The following is a 13,337-nucleotide window of genomic DNA, read 5'->3' as shown; positions in this document are numbered from 1 at the left end:
TCAGATAGTAACCCGCGCGGACGATGCTGCCATTCGGCCTTGACCAAGGTGAAACGTGAGACAAATCCGCTACGTCTACAGGATCGGAACGGACGCCTTCTACACGTTCCTTGCCGACGATGGCTGGGCAATCGCGAGCCATATCGCGCTATCCGCGCTGATGGCGCTGTTCCCGTTTCTGATCGTCCTCACGTCGCTGGCGGGCTTCTTCGGGTCCAAGGAGCTTGCCGACCAGGCGGCGGAGCTGATGCTCCAGATCTGGCCGGATCAGGTCGCCAATGCGTTGTCCGGCGAAATCCATGACGTGCTGACGACGACGCGCGGCGATGCGCTGACTGTCGGTGCCGTATTCGCGGTCTACTTCGCCTCGAACGGCGTCGAAAGCCTGAGAGTCGCGCTCAATCGCGCCTACGCGGTGGTCGAGCCGCGCCGCTGGTACTGGCTGCGGCTAGAATCGATCGGATACACACTGGTCGCCGCAGTGACGGCGCTGGCGGTGGCGTTCCTGATCGTGCTCGGGCCGCTGATCATCGCCGCGGCGAAGCGTTACGTCCCGCTGATCGTTGAATCGAATGAAAGCCTGCTCAACATTGCCCGCTATGGCATCACCATTCTTGCGATGTTTATCGCGCTCGTAATCCTGCACGTGTGGCTGCCGGCGGGTCGGCGATCCTTCCTTCAGATCATCCCCGGCATCATCTTCACCATGCTGGCGTCGCTGATCTCGGGCATCGGCTTCGGCCTTTACCTTGCGCGCTTCGCCAACAATTACGTCACGATGTATGCGGGCCTGGCCTCGGTCGTCATCGCGCTGGTGTTTCTCTACTTCATCGCCGCGATCTTCGTGTTCGGCGGCGAATTGAACGCGGCCATCATCAAGTCGCGGCTGCCGCGCGGCGTTTCGCTACAAGCAGCGCAGTCGCTAAAGCCCGCGGAGAAATCGGTTTGACCAGAAACGCATCGCCACCAGCCGCGCGCGACGCCGCCTCGTCGCCGCTTCTGCCGGAGACGCCGATGATGGCGACGCGCCCCGGCGGCGCATCAAGGGCTCGGATACGCCTGATCGACTCGATCCCGCTGATGCCAGGCAGCACCATATCCATCAGCACCGCGTCGAAGCCTCCTTGCGCGATGCGCCGGACGGCATCCTCCCCTCGTCCAACGAACTCGGCCTGATGGCCAAGCTCACTGAGAATTGCGTTAAGCACGACGCGCCCGAACGGATTATCCTCAACACTGAGAATCCGCAGCCCTTCCGAGAAATCCGATGAGGTATCGAGGTCGTCGCCGGACTGGATCGTCACCATTCCCTCAGCCGGCGCCAGCAGAACAGTGAAGGTGAACGTGGTGCCGCCGCCGCGCCGCTGCGTCACCGTCACGTCCCCGCCCATCGCGCGCGCCAGTGGCTTCACCGAGGACAGCCCAAGGCCTGCGCCGCCGAAGCGCGATGCAATCGAAACGTTGGCCTGCGAGAACGGCCGGAACAACCGTTTGATCTCGGCGAGCGACAGGCCGATGCCACTATCGGACACCGCAAACGTCACGGCGATTTTTCCCTTCGGGCGCCGCAACGCCGTAGCCTTGAGTACGACATCACCCCGCTCGGTGAACTTGACGGCATTGTCGATCAGGTTCTCCAGTGCCGCGCGCAGCCGAACGGGATCGCCGGTCACGAACGCCGGCAGCTTGTCGGAAATTTCGACTGCCGAGCGCAAGCCCTTGGCGGTCGCGCGGCCGGCGAGCGAATCGCCAGCGTTGCGCGCCAGCGCGCGCAGGTCGAAGAAATCCTGCCGCCCGCCCGGCGCGGATTGACGGCTTCGCGCCGCATCGACAAACAGCGTCGCCAGACTGGCGAGATGGTCGGCGCCGGCCTTGATGGTTTCAACCCAGCGCCGTTCGCGTTCACCGAGATCGGAGGTGGCGAGCAGATCACTAACGGCGAGAATTCCGGTGAGAGGCGTGCGCACCTCGTGCGCGAACGCCGCCAGCGCGGCCTCGACGATGCCGGACGCCGATTGCGCCGACGTTCGCCTGGTCTTCGCCGGCTTCAGAGCTTTCTTCGAACTGCGCGTTTTGGCCGGCGGCTTTTTAGGCTTCCGCGGTTTGCGCGACGCGCGCGATATCGGCGCCATGATGTCCTTCCCCCAGCCCCGCGCTAGCATGGCACGGCCCGGGCGCAGGAGTCACGCGGGAGGCGGTTTTGAATTCAAGAGCAAGAATTACGGCGTTGCGGCAATTTCAGGGCAAGCCGATCAGTCTCCTGACCTCCTCGGCCGTCATCCCCCGGGCGCGCAATTCCCGCAGGCCGGTCGCCTCGGACGACTTGGACAGCTTCTTGCCGGCGCCATCGCAGATCAGATCATGGTGGCGGTAGACCGGTCGCGGCAGGTCGAGGATGTTTTGCAACAGCCGGTGCACGGCGGTCGACCAGAACAGGTCCTGTCCACGCACCACATCGGTGATGCCCTGCAGGGCATCATCGATCACCACCGACAAATGATAGCTGGTCGGCGTGTCCTTGCGCGCGAGGATAACATCGCCCCAGGCTTTTGGCCGCGCGACGACATCGCCAGTCTCCCCGTCGGGGCCGCAGCCCCGCTCGGTCCACGCGAGATCGCCGGCGACCCGGCACGCGGCGTCCATATCCAGCCGCAGCGCGAAGGGCGCTCCGGACCGCAGCCTCCGTTCGCGTTCTTCATCGGGAAGCGATTTTGCGGCGCCGGGATAGAGCGGCACGCCGTCAGGATCGCGCGGCCAGACTCCATCCGCCTCGCGCGCCTTCACCAAAGCCGCAATCTCGGCGCGGCTCTCGAAACTTGGATAAAGCAACCCAAGCGCGGCCAGCCGGTCGAGCGCCGCGCGATAGTCGGCAAAATGGTCCGACTGCCGCCGCACCGGCGTTTCCCAGGCAATTCCGAGCCAGCCAAGATCTTCATAGATCGCCGCCTCGAATTCGGCACGGCAGCGGGTTGCATCAATGTCCTCGATCCGCAGCAGCAAACGTCCCCCGCGCGCCCGCGCGGACTCGAAATTCAGCAGCGCCGAATAGGCGTGCCCGAGATGCAGAAAGCCGTTCGACGACGGCGCAAAACGGAAAACGGGTGGCGGCATCGATCTTTGCTTGCATAACCGGCCGTGACGCAGAACTACTAACGAATGACCGTCCACTTGCAAACCCAAGCCGATCTCGACGACGCGATCAGTGCGCTGGTGAAGCAGGATCCGCGGCTGAGGCCGATCCTGGATCGCACCGGCCTTCCCGTTCTGCGCCAGCGCCAGCCGGGCTTCGAAGGCCTCGCCGCGATCGTCTGCGGCCAGCAGCTGTCCACCGCAAGCGCCAGCGCGATCTGGGGACGGCTCAGCGCCGCCTTCGATCCGTTCCATCACGAAGCGATCGGCAAAGCGCGCGCCGACCGGCTCGGCCGGCTGGGATTGTCGGCGGCAAAGATCACCACGCTGAAATTGCTCGCGCGCGAGATCGCCGCGGGGCGGCTCAACCTCGACGTGCTCGCCGAGGAGGACGCCGACGCCGCCCACGCCACGCTGGTCCGGCATCACGGCATCGGACCGTGGACCGCCGACGTCTACCTGCTGTTCTGCCTCGGCCACGGCGATGCCTGGCCCGCTGGCGACGTTGCACTCCAGGAGGCCATCAAGATCGGCCTCGGACTGACGGCGCGGCCCACGCCGAAACAGATGGCGCCGCTCGCGGAGCCATGGCGACCCTTGCGTGGCGCGGCGGCACATCTGTGGTGGGCGTATTACAAGGTCATCAAGACACGCGAAGGCGTCATCGCCGAGCCGAGGTAAGCGGCTTGCCGGGAACCTCACCAGCGGCAGCGCAACGCCGCCAGCACCTTATGCCGCAAGCCATCGAGGCAGGCGCTGTCAAACGACAGGATCGTACAACTGCGAGACATCAATCCTGTCGATCAGGTTGGCGGCCTCGGTGCCGAAGCGTATGACTTTCAATCGAGATTCAAGTCCGCAAGGCCTGAGAAGCGCCCTCCGTTCGGCCAAAACCTTGACCAGCCGGAACCAATCGATTGCGAGGAAATTATACCTCGCGGGGGTGAGTAGCTCAAATGCCGGACACGTCAAAAGGCAATAAGAACACAGACCTGTTCGACAGCGAACGCCGGTTTCGACTTCTTGTGGAAGGCGTCATTGATTACGCGATCTTCATGCTGGACCCCGCGGGGATCATCACCAACTGGAACGCGGGCGCGGAACGCATCAAGGGCTATCGCCCCGACGAAATTATCGGCCAGCATTTCTCGCGGTTTTATACCGACGCGGACCGCGCTGCGGGGCGTCCTGCCCGCGCATTGCAGACCGCCGGCGACACCGGCCGCTACGACGAGGAAGGCTGGCGGGTCCGCAAGGACGGTTCCTTTTTCTGGGCCAGCGTCGTCATTGACGCCATTCGCGATGACTCCGGAAATCTCATCGGTTTCGCCAAGATCACGCGAGACATCACGGAACGCCGCGAGGCCCAGCAGAAACTCGAGCGCGTCCAGCGGCAGCTCGCTGAATCGCAGAAGATGGACGCGCTCGGCCAGCTCACCGGCGGAGTTTCTCACGACTTCAACAATCTGTTGATGATCGTCAGCGGAAATATCCAGACCCTGAAAACGTTCATCGAGAACGAACCCAAGGCCCTGCGGGCGGTTCTCGCCATCGAGACCGCGATGCAACGCGGAGCCGCGCTCACCCGGCAACTCCTCACATTTTCCCGGCGGCAAAGCGTCAACCCGTTGCCGACCGATGTCGCGGACCGCATTCGATCGAACGCCGACGTTCTCGAGAGCGGCCTCGGCAGCACGATCGCCCTGCATCTCGACACGCCGGACGACTTGTGGCCCGTCACGATTGACGCAACCGAATTCGAAACGGCGCTGCTCAATCTGGTTATCAATGCCCGCGACGCCACGACGGACGGCGGACAGGTGATCGTGAAGGCCCGAAACATTGCTCCGACGGACGAGATTGAAGAACCCTACATTGCGATTTCAGTCGAGGATACGGGACACGGTATCCCGAAGGACATTCTGGCCAAGGTGTTCGATCCGTTCTTCACCACCAAATCTGTCGGGAAAGGAACCGGTCTCGGATTGTCGCAGGTACACGGTTTCGCCCATCAAGCCGGCGGCTATGTCGGTATCGACAGCGAGCTCGGCCGCGGCACCGTGGTCACGATCTATCTTCCGCCGACCGAAACGCCGAGTGCCACAAAGAATGGGCGGAGCCACCGCGATGCGATCGGCGGCACCGTCCTGCTCGTCGAAGACAATCCGGACGTCGCCAATGCGAGCGCTGGATTGCTCGAACAGCTCGGCTATCGCGTGCGGATCTCCAGCAATGCCGAGGCGGCGTTGTTGGAGATCGAACGCAATAGCGTCGATCTGGTCTTCAGCGACATCGTGATGCCGGGGAAAATGGACGGCCTCGGTCTGGCGAAGGTGCTTCGCGCGACACATCCACATTTGCCGGTGTTGCTGGCCAGCGGTTACAGCGAGGCTCTCGCCGGAGGCCCGACGGATTTTCACGTTCTCCGAAAACCCTACGCCATTCACGAGTTGAGCCAGGCCCTCGCCAAGCTGTCGAGCTGACGCGGCCACGGCCGCTTTTTCGCGAACATTCGAAGGCAAGAAAACCCGCCGCATGGCGGCGGGTTCTCGTGAACCGTGCGACGTCGACGGCGCGCGATCAGGTATGACCGCCCGCGCTTCCGGCCCACCAGGCCACGCCGGCCGGACCGACCCATATGCCGGCGCCACCGACCTGGATGCTGAAACCCTTCTCGAAGGTGTAGATGCTCACCGGCCCGATGTGGGCTTCGGCGCCACCGGACACCAGATCGACTTCATCCGCGCTCAGCGCGCGGATAGCATTCGTGTTGTTCTCAGTCATGACTTGCTCCTCGGTTGATGCGGCATCTGGCTCATCCATCGCCGCCGCGCTCAGCCTTGCCGGAAGATCGGCGGCATCGCCGTGATGCGGCTCACATTCGCAGCCGTTGCCCGACGAAAGGAGAGACGACGATACGTCAGGAGTTTTCGCGACTGGACGGGTCGCGCACCGCACGGTGCAACAAGCCAAAAAAAATCCGCCGGTCGCCATCGGCGAAGCCAGCGGATGTATGTTTCGGCAAGAGGAGCTGGCTCGAGCGCGCCAGCCTTTAATTCGCATTGAAACCCGATCAGTAGCGACCGAGCACGGGCTTCGCGAACACGTCCTTGAAGGTCCATGGCTCCGGTATGGTGCCGGGACCAATGGTCGGAAGATGGATGCAGCCGCCGTCATCATAGATGCCGCCGGAGACCTGCTCCAACTCGGCGTCGTTCAGCGCGCGCAGGTCATTGCCCTCGAAATCGGAAATCCGGGTCATGTCAGTTCTCCCTTGTCTGGTGGCTTGCGGACCGAAATGGTTCGCATTCGCCATGAGGGGACTTTCACAGAAGCCATCGCCCCGGTCCGTGACCCAGATCACATGATGATCTCACCCGGAAAAATCTGCGGAAATAATAAGGTGCTGGCGCCGCTAAGTCGCCGCGCCCGGCAGACGCCGATCGAGCGCAGCGAGCGCGCCGCTGAGAACCGACCGCACGCGATCGGCATCCCGCGCATCGATCATGGCCGGATCGAGAAAGATATCCAGCCCCGCCATGCGCTCGATCACGACGCCGTCCTTCGCAGCGGACACATCGAGCACGCGCGCGACGGAGTAAGGCACCACATCCCGGCTGATGCCCTTCATCGTGATCGGCGGCAGCGGATTGGCCTCGACCACGTCGCGCACCAGCGCGAAGGTCTCGAAGCTCAGAACGATGCCGCCGGGTTCGGCGACCGATTGCAGCCGCGCGGCGAGATTGGCCTCGGCTCCGATGATCGTATAGTCCATGCGGTCTGCGCTACCGAAAATGCCGACGTTGCAGTAGCCGGAATTGATTCCGATGCGGGCGCGGAACGGCTGCTCAATGCCGGCAGCGCGCCATTTCGCGTTCAGCTCGACCAGACGCCGCTGCATGTCCCAGGCCATGTGCACACAGGCCTGCGCGTCGGCCTTCTCGCCCTTGGTCTCGGGATCGCCGAAGAAGATCAGCATGGCGTCGCCGATGAACTTGTCGATGGTGCCGCCGTATTGCTGGGCGATCGCCGACATTTCGGTGAAATATTCGTTCAGAAGCTGCGTGATCTGTTCGGGCTGTAACCGCTCGGTGGTCGCGGTGAAATTCTGGATATCGGAGAAGAAGATCGTCAGTTTCTTCCGCTCGGTGTGGATCGAGACGTCCCGCTGTCCGCTGAAAATGCTCTTGTAGATCTGCGGCGAGATGTAGCGCGAAATCTTCATCGAGAGACCGGCGAGAAACTCGTTGGCCGATTCCAGCTCGCGATTCATGCCGGAGATCTGGCGGGCCTGACGGCGCTGCACCGCCAGAAACGATATGCCGCTGATCGCAGCCAGCGCGAAATAGGCGAGCAGAAACTTGAACGAGAACAGATTTGCGGCAATCGGCTGAACGATTTCGACCTCCTGAATGCCGCGAACGTCGCCAACTTTCCAATCGCGCTTCTGGCTCTCGGGATGGGAGTTGTGACAGCTCACACAGGAGGCTCCCATCATGATCGGCACGACCAGGCGAACATCGTCACTGAACAGTGATCGCTTGGTCTGGACAATTTTCTGCTTGGGATTGGCGCGGAGCGACTTCAATGCTTCCTTCTCGAAGGCGTCGAGTGGATGCGGCGCGCGGTTCTTGAACGGATAGTCCGAGACGAAGCGATAGGTGATGTTCTGCTGCTGCTCGCTGATCACCTTGCCGAGCTCGAGCGACAGCGTCGCTGGAATCGGGATCGCGCCGGGAATATCTTCATAATTGTGGACGACCTGGGTTGTCGCCCCATGCGCCGCCAATACCCGCCCGACGACGTTGCTGCCATAGTAGGCCCGCACGCTTGAGATGACCGAGTTAAGGTCGGCGGCCTGCCGCCGCAGCCCGGTCTCGCCGAGATTGCTCAGATCCAGCCATACCGCGAGCGGGAGGGCCGCCAGCAATAACAGGATGAGGCATCCCATCACCAGCCAGCGGAAGCGAAGATTTTCAGGCTTTCGGCTCGCGATCTCGTCATCGGTCATCGAGCAGCTCTCGCGCAAGGGCAGGCGGCCCCGCGGGGCGGCCGGTCAGGCAGGCGCTCTAGACATACAGCACTTGGCCGGGCGGAGGAATCGGTCTCACAACCTCGCCCACAACCTTACGGCGGCAGCGTTCGCATTCACCGCATCACGCGGGTCTGGCGTGTCGGGGCCTGCAAGCCAGCCGGGCCACTCAATAATTCATGGCTGTGACCGCCAAGGTTCAGGCCAGCCGACAACCGTGCTGGCCGGAAAAGCAGGGTTTGCGCTCTTCACAATCCTGTCACGCTGCCTGTAGTATGCCGGCGCCAAGCCGCCTCAAAGCTGATGCGGCCGAACATCGGATCATGTGCGCTTTCGCAAAAGTGCCGGTTTGCGATCAGGGTTGCGCGCAAGTCATAATTGGATGCATTTTCTGCGGCAAACCGGCGTTCATCTTGCCGGAAAATGCTCTGGAGGCGCTGCTTGAACGCGCATGTCTCGCAAGGCGGCTGGCCGGTGCTGGTCCTGAACGCGGACTTCCGGCCGCTGAGTTACTATCCGCTGTCTCTTTGGTCGTGGCAGGACGCGATCAAGGCGGTGTTCCTTGACCGCGTCAATATCGTCGAACATTACGACCGCGCCGTACGCAGCCCCTCGTTCGAAATTCAGCTTCCGAGCGTGGTGTCGCTGAAATCCTTCGTCAAGCCGTCGACCCATCCCGCCTTCACCCGCTTCAACGTGTTCCTGCGCGACAGATTCATGTGCCAGTACTGCACGGCGATCGAGGATCTCACCTTCGACCATATCATCCCGCGCAGCAAAGGCGGCCAGACGACGTGGGAGAACGTCGTCGCGGCCTGTTCGCCGTGCAATCTACGAAAAGGAAACCTGACGCCGCAGCAGGCGGGGATGTTCCCGCGCCAGGCGCCGTTCGCGCCGACCGTGCATCAACTGCATCGCAACGGCAGGCTGTTTCCGCCGAACTATCTGCACGATAGCTGGCTGGACTATCTCTATTGGGATACGGAACTGGATCCGTAGGCCGTGCCGCGTTCCGCCGGTGCCGCACCCGGTTCCTGGTTGTGCCCTTTACGGGCACCTGTGTTGTGATGAACCGGGTCTAATCCGCCAACCGATGCTCCCTTAATGATGAGCGGTGCTCCGCAACTGCGGCGGCTCGTCAAATCCGAGGAGCACGCACATGAAGACGCTTTATGAAACCCAGGCCACCGCAATCGGCGGCCGCGCCGGTTCAGCAGCGAGCGTCGACGGCGCATTGCGTGTCCGACTCGCACTGCCCGAGGCGCTCGGCGGATCGGGCGGAGATGGTACCAACCCGGAGCAGCTCTTCGCCGCCGGTTACGCCGCATGTTTCCTGTCGGCGATCCGTTCCGTCGCCGGGCGGGAGAAAATCACAATTGCGGACGACGCCAACGTGACGGCAACGGTCGACATCTGCACCTGCGACGACAGACCGGGCTTCAGCCTTGCGGTAACGCTTGCCATCGATCTTCCAAACGTCGACCGCACAACGGCCGAGCGGGTGGTCAACGCTGCACATCAGGCCTGCCCTTATTCAAACGCAACGCGCGGCAATATCGACGTCCGCATTAGCATCGCCTGATGCTCAGGTTTCGATTCCTTCCGCCCACGGCTGGGCCGCAAAATGCTGGCGCAGGAAATCAATCAGAGCCCTGACCCGCGCCGGGCGTGCCCGGCCGGGAGGGGTCACGACATGAACCGCGGCCGGTGTCACCGGCCAGTCCTTCAGCACCTCCTCGAGCCGCCCATCTCGCAATTCCTGCGCGACATAGGCTTCGGGCAACGCGGTGATGCCGAGACCTGCGACCAAGGCCGGCACGACGGCGACGCCGTTGTTGACGTGGAACGGCCCGTCCACATGCACGGTGACGTCGCCGAGCGTCGCATGATGAAAATGCCAGGTTTCCGCGCCCACGATGTGGGTAAAAACCAATGCCGGAAAGCGCGTGAGATCGGTCGGGTGCTCGGGCCGGCCATGCTTGGCGAAATAGGCGGGCGACGCGACCACCGGCACACGGAACGCAAACAGCTTGCTGATCCGCAGCGATGAATCCGGCTCCGGGCCGACACGCAGAACAAGGTCAAATCCCTCGCTCACCAGATCGACCCGCCGGTCCGTAATCTCGAAATCGATCTCGATCTCCGGATGACGGTTCATGAACTCCGGCAACAGTGGCGCCAGTTGCTGCACGCCGAATGCAGCAGTCGATGCAAGCCGAATCAGGCCGCGGGGAATTGCTGCGTCCTCGAGGACCTCAGCCTCGACGGCTGTTCCATCCGAAAGGATGCGCGCGGCGCGCTCCAGCGACTGGCGTCCGCTTTCTGTCAACGAGAGCGAGCGCGTCGTGCGATGGAGCAGCGTAGTCTGCAATCGCTCCTCCAGGCGGGTTACCGCTTTCGACACGGTCGTTTTGGCGAGTCCCAGCTCCTGGGCGGCATCGCTGAACGAGCCGCGCTCGGCGACCTTGGCGAAAATCGCCCAGGCCTCAAAATCGGGCAGATGCGGCATGCATGGCGTCCCCTCGAAAGGAACCAGCCTATTCGCGCCGCTGCACGAAATCCATCCATCGAACCAGTGCGTTCAATCCGGCAACAATGATGTGCCGCGCTGGCTGATAATCACGCGAAGGGCGTGCGTGTATCTGGACGTTGCCAAACAATGAATATCCTACACATCGACTCAAGCATCCTCGGTGCCAATTCGATCACCCGCTCGCTCTCCGCCCTGACGGTCGAGCGGCTTGTCGCTGCCCATCCCGGCGCCCGCGTCGAATATCGCGACCTCGGAGCCTCTCCCATCGGTCACCTGACCGGCGAGGAATTCGCGGCACGCGGCAAGGCCGCCGATCCCGTGCTCGAACAGTTCAAGGCCGCGGACATCGTCGTCATCGGATCGCCGATGTACAACTGGACCATCTCGAGCCAGCTCAAAGCGTGGATCGACCGCGTCGCGGTTGCGGGCGAAACCTTTGGCTATTCGGCCGAAGGACCGAAGGGTCTTGCCGGCGGCAAGCAGGTCATCGTCCTGACCGGACGCGGCAGTTCGCTTCTCGACAAACGGTACACCGGGCTCGATCATCAGGAACCGTATCTGCGTGCCGTGTTCCGCTTTCTCGGTATCGATGACGTAACCTTCGTTCAGGCACAGGGCCTCGCGCTGTCAGTCAATGCGCGTCCGGCCGTACAGGCGAAAGCCGAAGCCGAGATCGAAAGGCTGTTCGCAGTTCAGCGCCGTGCTGCCTGACCGTCCCCTAAGAAGGAGAATTGCCATGTTTTCGCGCACCGATTTCAGTGGCAGGGTGTTGCGCACCCTTCTCGCTCTGGCCATTCGCTCATCCACTGCAATGCTGGTCGCCGCACCGGCGCATGCCGAGCTCAAGCCATGGCCCGCGGCCATCCACGGCGAGCAGATGGCAGTGACGGGCGGGAGCCAGTTTGTCCGCGTCGGCGGCTCTGGTCCGGCAGTCGTGCTGCTGCACGGCTTTGGCGATACCGGCGACATGTGGACGCCGCTCGCGGAAGTGTTGATGAAGGATCACACTGTGATCGTTCCCGACCTGCGCGGCATGGGACTGTCGTCCCATCCCGAGGGCGGTTACGAGAAAGTCGCGCAGGCCCGCGATCTCGCTGCGATCCTCGATCGGCTCGGTATCAGACAAGCCGCAATCGTCACCCATGATATCGGAAACATGGTCGGCTATGCGTTTGTTGCGCAGTATCCGTCGCGAACCACGAAGTGGGTGGCGATGGACGCGCCACTGCCGGGACTGGGACACTGGGACGACCAGTTGAAGAGCCCGAAAGTCTGGCACTTCAATTTCCGCGGCCCTGATGTCGAGCGTCTGGTCGCAGGCCGCGAACGCATCCTGCTCGATCGCTTCTACAATGAGTTGTCGGCCAACCCCGCGGGGATCGACGAGCAGACCCGCGATCACTACGCGGTGCTATATGCCCGGCCCGGCGCGATCCACAATGCTTTCAGCGGTCAATTCGCCGCCTTCCCGCAAGACGCGGTCGACAACCGGAAACTGCTCGCGGAGCGAGGCAAGCTGACCGTCCCGGTGCTGGCGATCGGCGGCGACCATTCCTACGGCGCCCATCTCGCAACAGAGCTTGCCTTCGCCGCGACGAACGTCCGAAGCGCGGTGATCGCCAATTCCGGGCACTGGATCATGGAAGAGCAACCGGAGCAGGCCCTGGCTCTCATCATACCTTTTCTCGGCGAATAACCCCGCGCCGGCCCGAAAGTCCGGCTTTTCCCAATCATTTGCAAATTCAATCGAAGGAACAGGACAATGCAGTCAGCAAGCACACACGTATCGAACCGATCGAAACCAGATGTGACCGAGGAAACATTCATCGGCGTCAACGGCATCACGATCTTCACGCGCTCATGGAGACCACCCGGAAAACCGCGAGGAGTCGTCGTCATCGCCCACGGATTCAATTCGCATAGCGGTCAGTATTTCAGGGTCGCAGAGCAGTTTCTGGCAGCCGGTCTCGCCGTCTATGCGATCGATCATCGCGGGCGCGGCAAATCCGGCGGCGAGAGGTTCTACGTGGAAAATTTCACGGACTATGTCGACGACCTCGCCACCTTCGTCGGTCGTGCAAAGTCTCGCGAGCCCGGAATTCCGGTCTTCCTTCTCGGCCACAGCGCCGGCGGCGTGATAGCGACACTTTACGCGCTCGATCATGCCTCGGAACTCGCAGGTCTCATTTCCGAAAGTTTCGCGTTTCAGTTACCCGCCCCGGCATTCGCCCTGGCGGTGTTGAAGGGCATCGGTCGTGTCGCACCGCATCTTCACGTCCTCAAGCTCAAGAACGAGGATTTCTCACGAGATCCAAAGGTCGTTCAATCCATGAACGGCGATCCGCTGATCGCAGACGAAAATCAGACAGCGAGGACGATCTCGGAGCTTGTTCGCGCGGACGATCGGCTCAGGACCGCGTTCCCCCGGATCACACTGCCACTTCTGATCCTGCACGGGACCAAGGACAAGGCGGCTAAATCAGAGGGAAGCGAGTTCTTTCACAAGACCGCGGGCTCAAAGGACAAGACCCTGAAGCTGTACGATGGCGCGTTCCATGACCTTCTCAATGATTTTGGCAAGGAAGCCGTGGTTGCCGACATCGTGAGCTGGATCGATGCCCATCTCGCCGCGAACTGAGCGAG

Annotated in this window: 14 protein-coding genes; 8 read left to right on the top strand and 6 right to left on the bottom strand. The window is 62.3% G+C overall.

Annotated elements, in window-relative coordinates; all coding sequences use genetic code 11:
- The first annotated feature begins 55 nt into the window (after positions 1-55).
- Complete coding sequence (locus tag ACSZOQ_RS00530; RefSeq protein WP_439924180.1) at positions 56-949, top strand: YihY/virulence factor BrkB family protein; 894 nt, start codon at positions 56-58, stop codon at positions 947-949.
- On the opposite strand, the gene ACSZOQ_RS00525 is transcribed toward ACSZOQ_RS00530, so the two are convergent.
- Positions 876-2,132, bottom strand: coding sequence for an ATP-binding protein (locus ACSZOQ_RS00525; RefSeq protein WP_439924179.1), 1,257 nt, complete (start codon positions 2,130-2,132; stop codon positions 876-878). The genes ACSZOQ_RS00530 and ACSZOQ_RS00525 overlap by 74 nt on opposite strands.
- A gap of 106 nt (positions 2,133-2,238) precedes the next feature.
- The gene (gene gluQRS, locus ACSZOQ_RS00520; protein ID WP_439924178.1) at positions 2,239-3,111 is read right to left on the bottom strand and encodes a tRNA glutamyl-Q(34) synthetase GluQRS; all 873 of its coding nucleotides are present in this window, start codon (positions 3,109-3,111) and stop codon (positions 2,239-2,241) included.
- Between the two features lie 45 nt (positions 3,112-3,156).
- Between gluQRS and ACSZOQ_RS00515 the strand changes: the two genes are divergently transcribed.
- Positions 3,157-3,810 carry a DNA-3-methyladenine glycosylase family protein gene (locus ACSZOQ_RS00515; RefSeq protein ID WP_439924177.1) on the top strand — a complete coding sequence of 218 codons (654 nt, stop codon included), beginning with the start codon at positions 3,157-3,159 and terminating at the stop codon, positions 3,808-3,810.
- A 275-nt stretch (positions 3,811-4,085) separates the two neighbouring features.
- The gene (locus tag ACSZOQ_RS00510) at positions 4,086-5,612 is read left to right on the top strand and encodes a PAS domain S-box protein (RefSeq protein WP_439924176.1); all 1,527 of its coding nucleotides are present in this window, start codon (positions 4,086-4,088) and stop codon (positions 5,610-5,612) included.
- A gap of 97 nt (positions 5,613-5,709) precedes the next feature.
- Here ACSZOQ_RS00510 and ACSZOQ_RS00505 read toward each other — a convergent pair whose 3' ends face one another.
- From ACSZOQ_RS00505 to ACSZOQ_RS00495, 3 genes are all read right to left on the bottom strand, one after another.
- Positions 5,710-5,913 (bottom strand): hypothetical protein, encoded by a 204-nt coding sequence (locus ACSZOQ_RS00505; protein ID WP_439924175.1) that lies wholly within the window; start codon positions 5,911-5,913, stop codon positions 5,710-5,712.
- Positions 5,914-6,202: 289 nt separating this feature from the next.
- The gene (locus ACSZOQ_RS00500) at positions 6,203-6,391 is read right to left on the bottom strand and encodes a hypothetical protein (protein ID WP_439924174.1); all 189 of its coding nucleotides are present in this window, start codon (positions 6,389-6,391) and stop codon (positions 6,203-6,205) included.
- Positions 6,392-6,544: 153 nt separating this feature from the next.
- Entirely contained in the window at positions 6,545-8,140 is a 1,596-nt protein-coding gene (locus ACSZOQ_RS00495) for an adenylate/guanylate cyclase domain-containing protein (RefSeq protein ID WP_439924173.1), read from the bottom strand.
- 462 nt (positions 8,141-8,602) lie between these two features.
- Here ACSZOQ_RS00495 and ACSZOQ_RS00490 point away from each other — a divergent pair, with 462 nt between their 5' ends.
- A complete protein-coding gene (locus tag ACSZOQ_RS00490) occupies positions 8,603-9,160 on the top strand; it encodes an HNH endonuclease (protein WP_439924172.1) in 558 nt (185 codons plus the stop codon).
- A gap of 160 nt (positions 9,161-9,320) precedes the next feature.
- Positions 9,321-9,743 (top strand): organic hydroperoxide resistance protein, encoded by a 423-nt coding sequence (locus ACSZOQ_RS00485; protein WP_439924171.1) that lies wholly within the window; start codon positions 9,321-9,323, stop codon positions 9,741-9,743.
- A gap of 3 nt (positions 9,744-9,746) precedes the next feature.
- On the opposite strand, the gene ACSZOQ_RS00480 is transcribed toward ACSZOQ_RS00485, so the two are convergent.
- Positions 9,747-10,670 carry a LysR family transcriptional regulator gene (locus ACSZOQ_RS00480; RefSeq protein WP_439924170.1) on the bottom strand — a complete coding sequence of 308 codons (924 nt, stop codon included), beginning with the start codon at positions 10,668-10,670 and terminating at the stop codon, positions 9,747-9,749.
- Positions 10,671-10,820: 150 nt separating this feature from the next.
- Between ACSZOQ_RS00480 and ACSZOQ_RS00475 the strand changes: the two genes are divergently transcribed.
- The 3 genes from ACSZOQ_RS00475 to ACSZOQ_RS00465 all read left to right on the top strand — a co-directional run bounded on the left by ACSZOQ_RS00475 (position 10,821) and on the right by ACSZOQ_RS00465 (position 13,332).
- Positions 10,821-11,405 carry an FMN-dependent NADH-azoreductase gene (locus ACSZOQ_RS00475; protein ID WP_439924169.1) on the top strand — a complete coding sequence of 195 codons (585 nt, stop codon included), beginning with the start codon at positions 10,821-10,823 and terminating at the stop codon, positions 11,403-11,405.
- Between the two features lie 25 nt (positions 11,406-11,430).
- Complete coding sequence (locus ACSZOQ_RS00470) at positions 11,431-12,390, top strand: alpha/beta fold hydrolase (protein WP_439924168.1); 960 nt, start codon at positions 11,431-11,433, stop codon at positions 12,388-12,390.
- 111 nt (positions 12,391-12,501) lie between these two features.
- Positions 12,502-13,332, top strand: coding sequence for a lysophospholipase (locus tag ACSZOQ_RS00465; protein ID WP_439924167.1), 831 nt, complete (start codon positions 12,502-12,504; stop codon positions 13,330-13,332).
- Positions 13,333-13,337 lie beyond the last annotated feature (5 nt).

The organism is Nitrobacter sp. JJSN (assembly GCF_051912485.1).
Lineage (GTDB): Bacteria > Pseudomonadota > Alphaproteobacteria > Rhizobiales > Xanthobacteraceae > Nitrobacter.
The sequence above is the reverse complement of the archived record's forward strand: the minus strand, read 5'-3'. Positions and strand labels throughout refer to the sequence as shown.